Source organism: Streptomyces sp. NPDC028305 (assembly GCF_055569495.1).
The window spans coordinates 326,032-340,528 of the sequence record NZ_JBVHTN010000008.1 but is presented as its reverse complement, the minus strand read 5'-3'; the positions used below and the strand labels follow the sequence as shown (position 1 = coordinate 340,528).

Annotated in this window: 13 protein-coding genes and 1 pseudogene; 6 read left to right on the top strand and 8 right to left on the bottom strand. The window is 71.1% G+C overall.

Annotated elements, in window-relative coordinates; translation table 11 throughout:
* Positions 1-16 precede the first annotated feature (16 nt).
* Together ACZ4WQ_RS34845 and ACZ4WQ_RS34840 are read left to right on the top strand one after the other, a co-directional pair.
* Positions 17-775: an HdeD family acid-resistance protein gene (locus ACZ4WQ_RS34845; RefSeq protein WP_311726935.1), complete on the top strand. Its 759-nt coding sequence runs from the start codon at positions 17-19 to the stop codon at positions 773-775.
* Between the two features lie 148 nt (positions 776-923).
* The gene (locus tag ACZ4WQ_RS34840) at positions 924-1,997 is read left to right on the top strand and encodes a LacI family DNA-binding transcriptional regulator (protein WP_398376277.1); all 1,074 of its coding nucleotides are present in this window, start codon (positions 924-926) and stop codon (positions 1,995-1,997) included.
* Between the two features lie 43 nt (positions 1,998-2,040).
* On the opposite strand, the pseudogene ACZ4WQ_RS34835 reads toward ACZ4WQ_RS34840, so the two are convergent.
* Positions 2,041-3,129 (bottom strand): annotated as a pseudogene (locus tag ACZ4WQ_RS34835) (pectate lyase family protein); the annotation flags it as partial.
* 332 nt (positions 3,130-3,461) lie between these two features.
* Here ACZ4WQ_RS34835 and ACZ4WQ_RS34830 point away from each other — a divergent pair.
* The gene (locus ACZ4WQ_RS34830; protein WP_311726937.1) at positions 3,462-3,677 is read left to right on the top strand and encodes a hypothetical protein; all 216 of its coding nucleotides are present in this window, start codon (positions 3,462-3,464) and stop codon (positions 3,675-3,677) included.
* Between the two features lie 100 nt (positions 3,678-3,777).
* Here ACZ4WQ_RS34830 and ACZ4WQ_RS34825 read toward each other — a convergent pair whose 3' ends face one another.
* The 7 genes from ACZ4WQ_RS34825 to ACZ4WQ_RS34795 are packed head-to-tail and all read right to left on the bottom strand — an operon-like array spanning position 3,778 to position 10,731.
* Positions 3,778-4,983, bottom strand: a complete 1,206-nt coding sequence (locus ACZ4WQ_RS34825; protein ID WP_398376275.1) for a PP2C family protein-serine/threonine phosphatase — start codon at positions 4,981-4,983, stop codon at positions 3,778-3,780.
* A gap of 24 nt (positions 4,984-5,007) precedes the next feature.
* Positions 5,008-5,772, bottom strand: coding sequence for an ABC transporter ATP-binding protein (locus ACZ4WQ_RS34820; protein WP_398376273.1), 765 nt, complete (start codon positions 5,770-5,772; stop codon positions 5,008-5,010).
* Positions 5,769-6,572: an ATP-binding cassette domain-containing protein gene (locus ACZ4WQ_RS34815; RefSeq protein ID WP_398376271.1), complete on the bottom strand. Its 804-nt coding sequence runs from the start codon at positions 6,570-6,572 to the stop codon at positions 5,769-5,771. Before ACZ4WQ_RS34815 ends, ACZ4WQ_RS34820 begins: the two co-directional genes overlap by 4 nt.
* Entirely contained in the window at positions 6,569-7,450 is an 882-nt protein-coding gene (locus ACZ4WQ_RS34810) for an ABC transporter permease (RefSeq protein ID WP_385349741.1), read from the bottom strand. The genes ACZ4WQ_RS34815 and ACZ4WQ_RS34810 overlap by 4 nt, the downstream gene beginning before the upstream one ends.
* On the bottom strand, positions 7,447-8,412 hold the full coding sequence (locus ACZ4WQ_RS34805) for an ABC transporter permease (RefSeq protein ID WP_311726942.1): 966 nt from the start codon (positions 8,410-8,412) through the stop codon (positions 7,447-7,449). Before ACZ4WQ_RS34805 ends, ACZ4WQ_RS34810 begins: the two co-directional genes overlap by 4 nt.
* Complete coding sequence (locus ACZ4WQ_RS34800) at positions 8,412-9,932, bottom strand: ABC transporter substrate-binding protein (RefSeq protein WP_311726943.1); 1,521 nt, start codon at positions 9,930-9,932, stop codon at positions 8,412-8,414. Before ACZ4WQ_RS34800 ends, ACZ4WQ_RS34805 begins: the two co-directional genes overlap by 1 nt.
* A gap of 55 nt (positions 9,933-9,987) precedes the next feature.
* Positions 9,988-10,731: a DUF1684 domain-containing protein gene (locus tag ACZ4WQ_RS34795; protein ID WP_385349748.1), complete on the bottom strand. Its 744-nt coding sequence runs from the start codon at positions 10,729-10,731 to the stop codon at positions 9,988-9,990.
* 265 nt (positions 10,732-10,996) lie between these two features.
* Between ACZ4WQ_RS34795 and ACZ4WQ_RS34790 the strand changes: the two genes are divergently transcribed.
* The 3 genes from ACZ4WQ_RS34790 to ACZ4WQ_RS34780 all read left to right on the top strand — a co-directional run bounded on the left by ACZ4WQ_RS34790 (position 10,997) and on the right by ACZ4WQ_RS34780 (position 14,461).
* Entirely contained in the window at positions 10,997-12,178 is a 1,182-nt protein-coding gene (locus ACZ4WQ_RS34790; RefSeq protein ID WP_398376268.1) for an ROK family transcriptional regulator, read from the top strand.
* Positions 12,179-12,321: 143 nt separating this feature from the next.
* On the top strand, positions 12,322-13,392 hold the full coding sequence (locus ACZ4WQ_RS34785; protein WP_398376267.1) for a substrate-binding domain-containing protein: 1,071 nt from the start codon (positions 12,322-12,324) through the stop codon (positions 13,390-13,392).
* Between the two features lie 61 nt (positions 13,393-13,453).
* Entirely contained in the window at positions 13,454-14,461 is a 1,008-nt protein-coding gene (locus ACZ4WQ_RS34780; RefSeq protein WP_352130793.1) for a sugar phosphate isomerase/epimerase family protein, read from the top strand.
* The last annotated feature ends 36 nt before the right edge of the window (positions 14,462-14,497 follow it).

Sequence of the window (14,497 nt, the reverse complement as noted above, 5' to 3'; positions counted from 1 at the left end):
AAGGAGGTGGACGGCCATGAGTTTCTCCTCCGACGACGCACACGGCGCCGAGCAGCGGCGCGAGCAACCCTATGGCGCCGAACAGCGAGGTGCCGAACAACGGGGTACGGAGCCTTACGGCGCCGAACGGCGAGGCGAACGGCCCCCCGAGGCCGAGGCCCCGCTCCCCGGTCTCCTGACCACGTTGTCCAACGCCGCCTGGCAGGTCCTGGTGACCACGGGCCTCGTGGCGGTCGCACTGGGCGTCATGGTGCTGGTCTGGCCAGGGGAGACCCTGGCGGTACTCGGTGCCCTGTTCGGCGCCTATCTGGTGGTCACCGGGGTCTTCCAGCTGGCGGGGGCCTTCGGCGCACATGTGCCGGGGCATCTGCGGGTGCTGAGCGTCATCAGCGGCGCGCTCGCCGTGCTGCTCGGTCTGCTCTGCTTCCGCGGACCGGCGCAGTCGATCCTGCTGCTGGCCCTGTGGATCGGGTTCTCGTGGCTGCTGCGGGGCGTCATGATGACCGCCGCGGCCATCTCCCACGAGGGGATGCCGGCCCGCGGCTGGCAGATCTTCCTCGGCGTCGTCAGCATGCTGGGCGGCATCATCCTGATCGTCGCGCCCTTCGGCTCCATCACGGCGCTCGCCGTGGTGGCCGGCATCTGGCTGCTGGCGCTGGGCGTGCTCGAGGTCTTCCACGGCGTCCAGCTGCGTGTCGAGCTGGGCCACCACGCCCCGGGCAGGGCGGAACACCGCCCGCACTTCCCGGGCTTCCGGCCGCACCCCCAGCCGTAGCCCCGTAGCCGTGGCCCGTAGGCGTGGCCCATGGCGGTGACCCCGTTCATGGCTCTCCCCGCGCGCCTCCCCCGCTGTTAGCCTCTGGTCCGGCAACCGGTTGTCACGCGGTTGCCCGACTCGGGGGCAGGCGAGCGAGGGGTGGGCCATGGTGCGGAAGGGCGGCGGGGACCTCGGGGGGCGCCGCAGCACGATCCGGGACGTCGCGGCCCGCGCGGGGGTGTCCGCGTCCACGGTGTCGCGGGTGCTCGGCGGCGTGTATCCGGTGAGCACGCGGACGCGTGCCCGGGTGCAGCGGGCCGTGCGCGAGCTGGACTATGTCGCCGATGCCCACGCCAAAGCGGTGGCGGGCGCCGGCACCCCGGCGCTCGCGTTCGTCCTGGACGACATCACCGGGCCGTCGTTCGCGCTCATGGCGCACGGGGTGGAGCGCGAGGCGGCCCGGCTCGGCCATCTGTGCCTGGTGTGCAGCACCGACGGGGACACCGGCCACGAGCTGGGGTTCATCGAGAGGATGCGGGCCCAGCGCGCCGCCGCCGTGATCCTGGTGGGCGGCGCCGTGGACAGCCCCGAGTACCGCCGGCGCATGGCCCGCGTCGCCGATTCACTGGCCTCGGCCGGGTCGCGGCTGGTCCTGTGCGGGCGGCCGCCGCTGGCCCCCGGCACCCCGGTGACGGTCATCGAGTACGACAACGAGAACGGGGCCTTCGCGCTGTGCGCCCATGTCCTCGCCCAGGGCCACCGGCGGGTCCTCTTCCTCGGGGGCAGCCCGGAGAACACGGCGGCCCAGGGCCGCGAGCGCGGCTATCTGGCCGCGCACCGCGCCCGCGGCATCGAGCCGGACCCGGCGCTGCGCCTGTCCGGCGACTTCACCCGTGACTCGGGCCACCGCCTGCTGCGCCGGGCCCTGGACCAGGGGCTCGCGTTCACCGCCGTGATGGCCGCCACGGACATGGTCGCGGCGGGGGCGCTCACCGCTCTGCACGAGGCGGGGCTGAGCGTACCCGGCGATGTGTCGCTCGCCGGGTACGACGACATCCCGTTCGCGCGCGATCTGCACCCGCCGCTGACCACGGTCCATGTGCCCTACGAGCAACTGGGCCGCCTCGCCGTCCGTACGAGCCTGGGCAGAACACCGGACGCCCCGGACGAACACCTGCTCCTGGGCACCCATGTGGTGATCCGCGACTCGGTGGCCCCACCCGCCGGGGCACCGCTCTGACCGGCGCGGCAACCGGTTTCCCCCACGGGGGAGCCGCTCAGCGCGCCACGGTCCCGATGGCGGAGCTGGGCCCGGAGCGGGACTTCACGATCGACGGCACCTGGGAGGCGGGGTCCAGGGTGTAGTTGTAGTACGTCTTCGGGTCGAAGGCCGTGCCGCCGCTCTCGTTGCGGCCGGTGGTGCCCGCGAAGACGCTGCCCCGCTGCACCAGGGAGGCCGTGGCGTCCTTGATGACCGGGTTCTTCATGCCCTCGAAGTAGCTGTTCTCCAGCACCATCTTGGTGTTGCCGCGGGCGTAGTTGCCGTAGGAGGAGTTGATGCTCGTCCCCGGGTCGTCCTGGAGATAGTTGTTGTACAGGTGCGCGTGCGCGACGTTGTCGGTGGACGGATTGCGCTGCTCGGTCTCGTGGAACCAGTTGTGGTGGATCGTGATGTCGGCGGTCGTGTTCTCCGTCCAGCCGATGCCGAAGGCCTTGTTGTGCTGCTGTAGCCGGTTCCAGGACACCGTGAGGTAGGTGGTGTCCTTGCGGCTGTCGATCAGGCCGTCGGCCATGTGCCGCAGATCGTTGTGGTCGATCCACACATGGTGGGCGCCGTCCATCTGGATGCCGTCCCAGTCGTGGTCCTTGTCGTTCCAGGTGCCTTCGTAGGAGTCGCGGATCGTCAGATTGCGGATGATCACGTTGTGCACGCCCTGGCCGAGGAAGAAGCCGCCGCCGACGATCTGGCCCGCGGTCCCCGAGCCCACGATCGTCTTGTCCGAGGCGACCTTGATCTCCTTGCCCTTGGGGTCCATGGTGATCGCCCCGGCCACCACGATGATGTACGGGTCGGCGGACGTCGCGTACTTCTCCAGATCGGCGAGCGTCCGCACGGTCACGGTCGCCCCGCCCCGGCCGCCGTACGTCCCGTTCTGCCCCAACGCGTTGACGGAGGCGAAGCCGTCGGCGGCGTCATCGGCCCACGCCGCCGCGTCCATCGTCACCGCCGTCCCCGGTCCGGCCCGGTCCGGCGCGAAGGCGCCGCCGTCGGTGAGACCCACCGTGGCGCCCAGGGCCAGGGCCACTCCGGCCGTCAGGCCGAGCCTGCCCCAGCCCCTGCCCTGCCGCGTCTTGTGCCGCTCGGCTTCCATGGCCACCTCTTCCACAGCTCGGGGGATGTCGTCCATGCCCCTGTCGCCGCCGCAGGCCGAGAGGTTGCCCCATCGCGTCATCGGGTCGGGTCGGCTCCTCGGCAAACGATCGCGGGTACAAGGCACTGGGCGACGCGTTGCGGGTTGTTGTTTTGGGGTGCATTTCTGGCCCCCCGCAGTTTGCAGAGAGCCTTTCCGCGCGAGCGGCCCGTCCCAGAAGGAACTTGCCGAGCGCTGTGGCATCAGCGAGTCTCTGCTGTATGACATCGAGGCCGGCCGCCGAGGCCCCTTCCGAACTGACGATTTACCGGGCCGACACTGGACACGGGCGCATGAACCTCGGTCTGTACACGAACCGGGAGGCCGCCCGCGCCCACTGCGAGGACTACGCACGCGGTGGGCAGGACGACGTGCCATTCGCCTGGTACCCGAACGACGACAACGAGGCGGTAGAGGGCCTGTTCGTAGAGGGCGAGGGGTCGGACACCGGTTTCACGGTCACGGCGGTGCCCGTCGCCTCTGGGTACGACGGCAAGGCCGACGAGTGAGCCACGGGACCGCCCTGGCATTGCGGGCTGCCGGCCTGCGCCCTGACCGGCTTCGCCACCGCGCGGCAGCAGCTGCGGCGGAGCGCAGCGGAGCCTGCGGCTACGCCGCGACGGGCGGCTGCCATTCGATCATCAGAATCGTGGCGTCGTCGCTGAGTTCGTTCTTCCCCTGGTCGAGGATGGCATGGATGAGCAGGCGCAGCACCTCCGAGGCGTTCTGCCCCGCGGCCGTCGACCGGATGATGTAGTCGGCGAAGCGCTCCAGGCCGAACTGCTCGCCTGCTTCGTCGCGCGCTTCGACGATCCCGTCGGTGTAGAGCAGGATCTGGTCTCCGGGTTCCAGAGCCGTCTCGTACACCTGACGGCTGTCGCCGGACAGGCTGGCCGGCAGGCCCAGCGGCGGTTCGGGGGGCCGCACCAGCGCCTTCTGGTGCAGCCGGTGGCGGCGGATGAGCAGAGGCGGTGGATGGCCGCAGTTGCACCAGTGCAGCACGCCGGTGGGCATGTGCAGCTGGGCGAAGATGCCGGTGCAGAACTGGTCCGGCAGCGCCCGTGACAGCGCCTGATCCACGGCCGCGACCAGCTGTGCCAGGTCCGCACCGGTGCGCCGGGCATTGCGGCAGCCCGCCATGGCCACGGAGGTGGTGAGGCCGGACGCCAGATCGTGGCCCATGGCGTCGAGGATCGTGGCGTGCAGGATGTCCTCGGTGAAGGAGTGGTCGAAGGCGTCGCCGCCCAGCTCGTACGCGGGCTCCACGACCGCGGTCGACACCACCCTGCCGGTGCCGATCGAGCGCGGCGGCAGAAACGCCCGCAGCATCTCCGTGTTCAGCTGCATGGGCCGGGTGCGGGTGCGCTGCGCGAAGGAGTCGATGTAGGTGCGCTTGGACGTGATGATCAGGGCGAGGAACGAGGCCAGCACCCGGCAGCGCCAGAGCGTGTGCCCGTCCAGGGCCTTGCTGCGGAAGCACAGGACGCCCAGCCGCTCCGCCGCGTTGACCAGCGGCAGCCATACGAGCAGCCCGCCCGCGCCGTCCTCCGCCACCCGCAGGGAGTCCGTGCGGTACGCCCATCCGGCCAGGGAGCCGTCGACCTCCAGCTCCTCTTCGCCTTCATCCAGCGGCAGCAGCCGCCTCTGCTGGAGATCGATCAGATAGACGACGACCCGGCCCAGGCCCATGGCCTGGACATAGCGGTTCACGGCCTCGGGCAGCTCCGCGGGAGAAGCCTGTTCGGAGGCCCTGATCAGCTCCTCCAGCAGCGCTTCGGCGGTCTCGGCCGACGTCGTCCCGTCCGCGTCCACCATAGGGTCAACTGTACGGAATCCCGCTCAGGCGGGCAGGCGGGGCACGCTGTCGACGAGGCGGCGGGTGTACGGATGCGCGGGGGCGCCCAGCACCTGGGCGGTGTCGCCCTGCTCCACGACGCGGCCGCGCTCCAGGACCGCGGTCTGCTCGCACAGGGAGGCGACCACCGACAGGTCGTGGGAGACCATGACGATGGTCAGCCCGCGCTCCTGCTGCAACTCGGCGAGCAGGTCGACGACCTTGACCCGGGTGGTGACGTCGAGCGCGCTGACGGGTTCGTCGGCGAGCAGCACCCGCGGGTCGCACACCGTCGCGCGGGCGATCGCGATGCGCTGCCGCTGCCCGCCCGAGAACTCGTGCGGATAGCGCTCCGCGGCGTCGGCGGGCAGCCCGACCCGCTCCAGGGCCTCGGCCACCTTGGGCGCCGCCGTACGCCTGGTGTCGATGCCCAGGGAGCGCAGCGGCTCGGCCACGGTGGCGCCCACCCGGCGGCGCGGGTCGAGGGAGGAGTACGGGTCCTGGAAGACGCACTGCACGCTGCGCCGGAACCGGCGCATCTGCCCGGCGTCGCGCAGTCTCAGCGCCTCGCCGTCGAAGGCCACGGTGCCGGCGGTGGGCCGGGCGAGCCCGAGCAGCAGGCGCAGCAGGGTCGTCTTGCCCGCGCCCGACTCGCCGACCAGGGCGAGGCTGTGTCCGGCCCGGACGGCGAGGGACACGTCCTGGACGACGGGGGCGGCGCCGCCCCGGTAGCGCAGCGCGACGTCGCTCAGCTCCAGTACGGGGGTCATGACGCGCTCCTCGGGTCCAGGGCGGACTCCAGCCGGCGTGCGCTGGTCACCAGGGACTTGGTGTACTCCTCGCGCGGCGCCCGGACGATCTCGTCGACGGTGCCCTCTTCCACGGCGCGGCCGTCCTTCATGACCAGGGCCCGGTCGGTGACCTTGGCGACGACCGCCAGGTCATGGCTGACGAACAGGACCGCCATCTCGCGCATCCGCACCAGGGTGTCGATCAGGGCGAGCATCTCGGCCTGCACGGACACGTCCAGCGCGGTGGTCGGCTCGTCCGCGATGAGCAGCTTCGGCTCGCAGGCCAGCGCCATGGCGAGCGCCACGCGCTGGCGCTGGCCGCCGGAGATCTCGTGCGGGAAGGCGCGGGCGATGCGGCCGGGCTCGGGGAGCCGTACCCGCTCCAGCGCCTCGGTGACGGCCCGGTCCAGCGCGCGGCCGGTCAGCCCACGCGTCCTGCGGAGGGGCCCGGCGATCTGCCGGCCCACCCGCATCAGCGGGTCGAGCGCGGTGAGCGGCTCCTGGAAGACGATGGCGGCGTCGCGGCCGCGCACGCCGGTGAGCCGCTTCTCGCTCGCGCCCACGATCTGGGTGCCGCCCAGTTCCACGCTGCCGGTGGCGGTCATGCCCTCGGGCAGCAGTCCGAGCACGGCGAGGGTGGTCAGCGACTTGCCGGAGCCCGACTCGCCGATGACGCCGAGCCGTTCGCCGGGGGCGATGGACAGCGAGAGGTCGTCCACCAGCGTGCGCCCGTCCGCCGTACGGACGGTGAGGCCGCGCACGTCGAGGAGGGGGGTCATGCGCGCCTCCGCCGGGTCGCCGGGTCGAGGGTGTCGCGCAGACCGTCGGCGATGAGGTTGACGCCGATGACGAGCAGCACGAGCAGGATGCCGGGGGCGAGCGCGCCCGCCGGGGCGGTGGTGAAGGTGGCCTGCGCCTCCTGGAGCATGCGGCCCCACGAGGCGTTGGGCGGCGGCGCGCCCAGGCCGAGGTAGGACAGGCCGGCCTCGGCCAGGACGGCGAGGCCGAACTGGAGCGCCAGGTTGACCACGAGGGTGGGCCAGATGTTGGGCAGGACGTGTCCGGCCACGACGCGGGGCCAGGAGGTGCCCGAGGTGCGGGCGGCCGTGATGTAGTCCTGCGCCAGCACCCGCTTGACCAGGATGCGCACCAGGCGGGCCACCACCGCGCTCTGCGCGAGGCCGATCGCCAGCACGGCCGATCCGAGGGTGGCCGAGCGGGCGGCGACGATCAGCATGGCGAGCAGCAGCGTCGGGAAGGCGATCAGGATGTCGAGGAACGCGGAGAGCGTGTCGTCGAGCCAGCCCTGCGCGAACGCGGTCAGCACGCCCAGGGTGACCCCGATCGCGGCCGCGATCAGGACGGAGCCGAGGCCCGCCTCGACGGCGATCCGGGAGCCGGTCATCACCTGGGTGAACAGGTCGCGGCCGAGCTTGTCGGTGCCCAGGAGATGGTCCGCGGAGGGGCCGGTGAGCCGTCCGCCCGAGGTGTCGTCGGTGGCGTACGGGAGCCAGACCAGGGAGACGAGGGCGAGCAGGACGATCAGACCGGCCAGGGCGCAGCCGGCGAGCAGCGTGTACGACCGCTTGGCCCGGGGCTTGACCCGGGGCTCGGCGGAGAGCTTCGTGGGGGACGTGGGGGATGTCGCCTGTGTCATCGGGCGCCTCCCGAGAGCCTGTCCCGCAGCCGCGGGTCGATGATCCGCTGCACGAGGTCGGCCGCGAAGCCGATCAGCAGCACCGCGAGCGTGGAGACGAACAGCACGCCCTGGATGACCGGGTAGTCGTGCTGGGCGATGCCGGTGGCGAGCATCGAGCCCAGGCCGGGCAGCGCGAACACCGACTCCACGACGACCGCGCCGAGCAGGGTGGAGGCCAGCTCGATGCCGAGGATCGAGATCACCGGCACGGAGGCGTTGCGCAGCCCGTGCCGCCACATGGCCCATCCGAACGACGCGCCCAGGGCCCGTGCGGTCCGCAGATAGTCGCTGTCCAGGACGTCGAGGGTGGCCGACCGTACGTACCGGGTCAGCGAGGCGCCCATCACCAGCGCGATGGTGACGACCGGCAGCGCGAGCGAGCGGATCGCCTCGGCGGGCTCCGCCCAGCCGTCCTGGGGGAAGCCGCCCGCGGGGAGCCAGCCGGCGTTCAGCGCGAAGACGGCGATGAGGATCATGCCGAGCCAGAACACCGGGATCGCGATGCCGAGCTGGGACACCCCGCTGAGCAGCGCGCCGTACCAGGTCCGCCGCTTGTACGCGGCGACGAACCCGGCCGGGACGGCGATGAGCACCGCCAGGACGAAGGCCGCGAGCGTCAGCGGGATCGTGACGTTCAGCCGCGAGCCCACCTCGGGCGCGACCGGCAGCGAGCTGACGAACGACGTGCCGAGGTCGCCCCGGGCCAGTTGCCCGAGCCAGTGGGTGAACTGCTCGGGCAGCGGCCGGTCGGAGCCGATGGCGTGGCGTGCCGCCGCGATCTGCTCGGGGCTCGCGCCCACCGAGGTGAGCGCGTTGGCGGGGTCCCCGGGCAGCAGGCGCAGCAGCACGAACAGCACCACGCTGGCGAGGGCCAGCGACACCAGCAGGAAGGCGAGGCGGCGCAGGAGATACCGCGCCATCAGCCCTTCTTCTTGATGTCGTAGGCGAAGAACTGCGAGTTGAGGCCGTTGACGGGGTAGCCGGACAGCTTGCTGTTCGCGACCACGATCTGCGGGTAGAGGTACAGCCAGTCGCTGGCCGCGTCCTCGGCGGTCTTGCGGTTGACCTTCTTCAGCAGCTCGGTCTGGGCCGCCGTGGTGGACGCCGCCTCCGCCTGCTCCACCCACCGGGTGACCTGCTTGTTGTCATAGCCCCAGTAGAAGTCGGGGTTGCCGTACCAGACCAGGTCGCGGTCGTTGACGTGTTCCTGGAGCGTGGCCGTGAAGTCGTGGTTCTTGTAGACCTTCGTGTACCACTCGTCCGGCGTGATGGTGTTGATCTTGACCGTGATGCCGACCTTGGCGAGCTGCGACTTGATGAAGGTGGCCGCGGTCGGGTGCGGGTCGTAGTTCGGGGTGTCCAGGGTGAAGGTGAAGCCGTCCTGGTAGCCGGCCTCCTTCAGGAGCTTCTTGGCCCGGGCGGTGTCATACGCGTTGACCTTGGTGAGGTCCTCGTACCAGGGGTCGGTGGGCGGCACCATGGAGCCGATGAGCTTGCCGTAGCCGCCCCAGACGGACTCCAGCAGCTTCTTGTCGTCGATGGCGGAGGACACCGCCTGGCGGACCCGGACGTCGGTGAACGGCTTGGCCTTGTCGTTGAAGGCGAGCAGCAGCTTGGTCGTCGAGTTGCCGTCGTTGACCTTGTAGTTCTGGTTGTTCTTGAACTGGTCGAGGGCGTCGGGCGACTGCTCGCTGGTGACCACGTCCACCGCGTTGGTCAGCAGCGCGTTGTTCAGCGCCGTGGCGTTCTTGTAGTAGTGGAAGAGGACGCCCTTGTTGGCGGCCGCGCGGCCCCAGTAGCCGGCGAACCGGTCGAGGCTGAGGGCCGAGCCGCGGGTCCACTTGTCCAGCGTGTACGGGCCGGTGCCGTCCTCGCTCGTCTTGAGGTTCTTCGCCTCGGAGTTGATGATCCAGACGTAGGAGAGGTTGTAGACGAAGGAGATCGACTTCTTCGACAGGGTGACCTTCACGGTCCTCGCGTCGGGCGTGGCGATGTCCTTGATGACCTCGAGGCTGCTCTTGCGCGCGGACTGCGAGTCCTTCGAGATCACCTTCTCCAGGCTGTACTTGACGTCCTGGCTGGTGAGCTTCTTGCCGCTGTGGAACTTCACCCCGTCGCGCAGGGTGAAGGTGTACGTGAGCCCGTCGCCGCTGACCTTGTAGTCCTCGGCGAGCTGCTTCTCGACCTTGCCGTTGTCGCCGAGCTTGAACAGCCCCTCGTAGACATTGCCGGCCAGCGCCTCGGTGACGCCCTGGCCGCCGCCCGCGGTGTTGTCGAGGTTCTGCGGCTCGTAGAGCGAGCCGACGTTGACGGTGGCGTTCTTGTCGTACGCCCCGCCCGAGGCGCTGCCTCCGCCCGCACCCCCGCCGCAGGCGGTGAGGGTCAGGGCGAGGGTCGCGGCCGTGGCGCCGCCGTACAGGGAGGACTTCTTGATGTTCATGGAAGGAGTGCGCTCTTTTTTCTGCGGAGGGGTGGCCGCGGATCTGCGGAGGGGATCAGTGCTGCGCGAGGAAGCCGTCGCGGAAGACGGGGCGCTGCTCACCGGCTTCGACGGCCAGGTGGAAGCGGTTCTGCCGCGGCGGCATCGGACAGTTGTACTGGTCGGAGAATCCGCAGGGCGGCACGAAGGCGCGGTTGAAGTCCAGCCGGACCCGGCCCGGGTCGGCGGTGCGCTCCACGAAGAGGAAGCGCCCGGCGCCGTAGGTGGTGTCGCCGTTGGTGGGGTCGCCGAAGACGAGCAGCAGGGTGCCGTCGTCGTCGAAGGCGCTGAGCGTGTACTCACGGCCGTCCACGGTGAGCGTGATGTCGCCGGGCACCACCAGGTCGCGGGTGCCGCCGTTGTCCCGGATGTGCTCGAACGCGACGCGCCGGGCGCCCGGCACCGGCCGGTACGAGGCCTCCAGGACCCAGGCCGGGTCGTAGGCGAAGGCGTCGGTGCGTTCGAAGTGGCGGATGGCCGGCGACTCCGCGTCCCAGAAGCGCAGGCCGTGCTCGGGCTCGCCGGTGACCAGGTCGGTGCGGGAGAGCGCGGTGACGGTGATCCGCTCCGGCTGTCCCGCGCGGGCCGCGTCGAGGTCGGGGCGCTCGTCGGCCGGGAGCCAGCGGGTCTCGACGAGGGCGAGGTTCCCGGTCGGAGAGGTGACCGAGCGCCGCCGCTGGGCGCGCCAGTCCTCCCAGGCCGCGGCGGGGCCGGCGGCCGGCTGATCGGGGGTGGTGGCGTGGGACACGGTATGGCTCATTCGCGTAGTCGATCCAAGGCTGTCACGCCTCGATGGTCACGCTGCGTGAAGTAAACCCAAAGGACTCTCTTTATCTGTCATAAGACTGCCTAATGTCAAATTTGCGCCACATGGCGAGACGGCGCCCCTCTTTGTCCTCGAGCAGGTTAAAGCCAGCGTGGATTGCGGCGTAAATTCTTCCCACGCCGGACAGCCGCTGCTACGTTCCCCGTGAAAGCCGGGCCAGCGGCATGCCGATGACGGCGGGAGGGGCAGTGTGAGGCGCATGACGGCACGACCCGCGAACGCCCATCAGGCGCGGCTGCTGCGCCTGCTGCGCGACGGTGGGCCCACCTCCCGGGCGCAGCTGGGCGACCGGATGGACCTCTCGCGCTCCCGGCTGGCCGTGGAGGTCGACCGGCTGCTCGACACCGGGCTCGTGATCGCCGACGGGCTCGCCGCCTCCCGCGGCGGGCGCCGCTCGCACAACATCCGCCTCTCGCCCACGCTGCGGCTCCTCGGCGTCGACATCGGCGCCACCTCGGTGGACGTGTCCGTCACCAACGCCGAGCTGGAGGTGCTCGGCCACCTCACCCAGCCCATGGACGTACGCGAGGGGCCGGTCGCGGTCTTCGAGCAGGTCCTGGCCATGGCCGGAAAGCTCCGGGCCACCGGCGTGGCCGAGGGGTTCGACGGGGCCGGGATCGGGGTCCCGGGCCCGGTGCGCTTCCCCGAGGGGGTGCCCGTCGCCCCGCCGATCATGCCCGGGTGGGACGGCTTCCCCGTCCGCGAGGCGCTCAGCCAGGAGCTGGGCTGCCCCGTGATGGTGGACAACGACGTGAACCTGATGGCGATGGGAGAACAGCAGGCGGGCGTCGCGCGCTCCGCGAAGGACTTCCTCTGCGTCAAGATCGGCACGGGTATCGGCTGCGGCATCGTGGTCGGGGGCGAGGTCTACCGCGGTACGACCGGCAGCGCGGGCGACATCGGCCATATCGTGGCCGAGCCCGACGGCCGGCCGTGCGCCTGCGGCAACCGCGGCTGCCTGGAGGCGTACTTCGGCGGCGCGGCGCTCGCCCGCGACGCCGAGGCGGCCGCCCGCGAGGGCCGGTCCCCCGAGCTCGCGGCCCGGCTGGAGGCGACGGGGACCCTCGCCGCCAGCGATGTCGCCGCCGCCGCGGCCACGGGCGACGCCGCCGCGCTCGATCTGATCCGCGAGGGCGGCACCCGCACCGGCCAGGTCATCGCCGGGCTGGTCAGCTTCTTCAACCCCGGCCTTGTGGTGATCGGCGGCGGGGTGACGGGCCTCGGCCACACCCTGCTCGCCGCGATCCGCACCCAGGTCTACCGCCAGTCGCTGCCGCTGGCCACCGGCAACCTCCCCATCGTGCTGGGCGAGCTCGGCCCCCTGGCCGGGGTCATCGGGGCGGCCCGCCTGATCAGCGACCACCTCCTCTCGCCGGCCTGACCCGACACCCACACCCACACCCACACCCGCACCCACACCGCATCCCAACCCCCCTCGCCGCCTCAGCCGCTCCGCGATCAGCCCTGCCCGCAACGGCGCGATCACCGTCGCCGCCGTCCTGGTCCAGAAGGGTCGTACCAGCCATGAGGGACAACCCACACACACCGGCCGACTCACCGATCCGCACCAGCCGCAGAAACCTCCTCTTCGGAACCGCCGCCGCGGGGGCGCTCTTCGCCGCCGGGTGTACCAGCAACGAGAACAACAACAAGCCGGACGACAGCCGGCAGGCCGCGAACACGGCCGACACCGAGCCCGGCAAGAAGGTCACCATCGGCTTCGCGGGCCCCCAGGCCGACCACGGCTGGCTCAACGCCATCAACGAGCAGGCCAAGCGGCGCGCCAAGGAGTACGAGGACGTCACCCTGGAGACCACCGAGGGCTCCAACGACACCGCCCAGCAGATCGGCCAGATCGAGACCCTCATCAACAAGAAGGTCGACGTCCTGGTCATCCTGCCCGCCGACGGCAAGGCCCTCACCCAGGTCGGCCTCAAGGCCATGAGGGCGGGCATCCCCGTCGTCAACCTCGACCGGATCTTCGCCACCCCGCAGGCCTACCGCTGCTGGATCGGCGGCGACAACTACGGCATGGGCCTCAACGCGGGCACGTACATCGGCGAGAAGCTCAAGGACAAGAAGAGCGCCAAGGTCATCGAGTTGGCCGGGCTCGACAACCTGGAGCTGACCCGGCAGCGCACCAAGGGCTTCGACGACGCCCTGAAGAACTACCCCAACATCGAGAAGGTCGGCCGCCAGGCCGCCGACTTCACCGTCGAGTCGGGCCAGGCGAAGATGGCCCAACTGCTCCAGGCGCACAAGAAGTTCGACGCGCTCTGGAACCACGACGACGACCAGGGCGTGGGGGCCGAGCGGGCCATCCAGCAGGCCGGCCGGGACGACTTCCTGATGGTCGGGGGCGCGGGCGCCAAGCGCGCCATGGACGCCATCAAGGCCGACAACACCGTGCTGAAGGCCACCGTCCTCTACCCGCCGACCATGGCCGCCTCCGCGATCGACCTCGCCCGCGCGCTCGGCCAGGGCAAGGGCGTCGGCGGCCTCGCCGAGCTGGAGATCCCGGCCTCCATGACCCTCTACTCCGCCGTGGTCACCAAGGACAACGTCGACGACTACCTGCCCACGGGATTCAGCTGACCCCGCCCCGCCTGCCCTGGTCCCCCGACTACCCCCCGGTACCCGCCTGAGGAGGCCACGAATGCCCCGATCCTTCACTCTCTTCACCGGTCAATGGGCCGATCTGCCCCTGGAGGAGGTCTGCCGACGGGCCCGCGACTTCGGCTACGACGGACTGGAACTCGCCTGCTGGGGCGACCACTTCGAGGTGGACCGGGCGCTCGCCGAGCCCGGCTATCTGGACGGCCGGCGGCAGCTGCTGGAGAAGTACGGGCTCCAGTGCTGGGCCATCTCCAACCACCTGGTGGGCCAGGCCGTGTGCGACTCCCCCATCGACGAGCGCCACCAGGGCATCCTGCCGGGACGGATCTGGGGCGACGGCGACCCGGAGGGGGTACGGCAGCGGGCCGCGGCCGAGATGGCGGACACCGCGCGGGCCGCGGCCGCCTTCGGGGTCCGTACCGTCATCGGCTTCACCGGGTCGTCCATCTGGCACCTGGTGGCGATGTTCCCGCCAGTGCCGCCCCACATGATCGAGCGCGGCTACGAGGACTTCGCCGAGCGCTGGAACCCGATCCTGGACGTGTTCGACGCGGAGGGCGTGCGCTTCGCCCACGAGGTGCACCCGAGCGAGATCGCGTACGACTACTGGACCACGCACCGCGCGCTCGAAGCGGTCGGCCACCGCCCGGCCTTCGGGCTCAACTTCGACCCCAGCCATTTCGTCTGGCAGGACCTCGACCCGGTCGGCTTCCTGTGGGACTTCCGGGACCGGATCTACCACGTGGACTGCAAGGAGGCGCGGAAGCGGCTGGACGGCCGCAACGGCCGACTCGGCTCACATCTGCCCTGGGGCGACCCGCGGCGCGGCTGGGACTTCGTCTCCGCCGGTCACGGCGACGTGCCGTGGGAGGACGTCTTCCGGATGCTGCGCTCCATCGGATACGACGGGCCGGTGTCAGTGGAGTGGGAGGACGCCGGGATGGACCGCCTCCAGGGCGCGCCCGAGGCGCTGAAGCGGCTGAAGGCGTACGACTTCGACCCGCCCTCGGCCTCCTTCGACGCGGCCTTCGGCGGCGGGTCCGACTAGCAGGTGCCGGGGTGTCCCGGGGCCGGGGCGGGGCCG

What these genes read in the sequence shown, in the direction of transcription:
- ACZ4WQ_RS34845 (WP_311726935.1), top strand. Translation starts at nt 17, where the DNA reads ATGAGTTTCTCCTCCGACGACGCACACGGCGCCGAGCAGCGGCGCGAG.
- ACZ4WQ_RS34840 (WP_398376277.1), top strand. Translation starts at nt 924, where the DNA reads ATGGTGCGGAAGGGCGGCGGGGACCTCGGGGGGCGCCGCAGCACGATC.
- ACZ4WQ_RS34830 (WP_311726937.1), top strand. Translation starts at nt 3,462, where the DNA reads ATGAACCTCGGTCTGTACACGAACCGGGAGGCCGCCCGCGCCCACTGC.
- ACZ4WQ_RS34825 (WP_398376275.1), bottom strand. Translation starts at nt 4,983, where the DNA reads ATGGTGGACGCGGACGGGACGACGTCGGCCGAGACCGCCGAAGCGCTG.
- ACZ4WQ_RS34820 (WP_398376273.1), bottom strand. Translation starts at nt 5,772, where the DNA reads ATGACCCCCGTACTGGAGCTGAGCGACGTCGCGCTGCGCTACCGGGGC.
- ACZ4WQ_RS34815 (WP_398376271.1), bottom strand. Translation starts at nt 6,572, where the DNA reads ATGACCCCCCTCCTCGACGTGCGCGGCCTCACCGTCCGTACGGCGGAC.
- ACZ4WQ_RS34810 (WP_385349741.1), bottom strand. Translation starts at nt 7,450, where the DNA reads ATGACACAGGCGACATCCCCCACGTCCCCCACGAAGCTCTCCGCCGAG.
- ACZ4WQ_RS34805 (WP_311726942.1), bottom strand. Translation starts at nt 8,412, where the DNA reads ATGGCGCGGTATCTCCTGCGCCGCCTCGCCTTCCTGCTGGTGTCGCTG.
- ACZ4WQ_RS34800 (WP_311726943.1), bottom strand. Translation starts at nt 9,932, where the DNA reads ATGAACATCAAGAAGTCCTCCCTGTACGGCGGCGCCACGGCCGCGACC.
- ACZ4WQ_RS34795 (WP_385349748.1), bottom strand. Translation starts at nt 10,731, where the DNA reads ATGAGCCATACCGTGTCCCACGCCACCACCCCCGATCAGCCGGCCGCC.
- ACZ4WQ_RS34790 (WP_398376268.1), top strand. Translation starts at nt 10,997, where the DNA reads ATGACGGCACGACCCGCGAACGCCCATCAGGCGCGGCTGCTGCGCCTG.
- ACZ4WQ_RS34785 (WP_398376267.1), top strand. Translation starts at nt 12,322, where the DNA reads ATGAGGGACAACCCACACACACCGGCCGACTCACCGATCCGCACCAGC.
- ACZ4WQ_RS34780 (WP_352130793.1), top strand. Translation starts at nt 13,454, where the DNA reads ATGCCCCGATCCTTCACTCTCTTCACCGGTCAATGGGCCGATCTGCCC.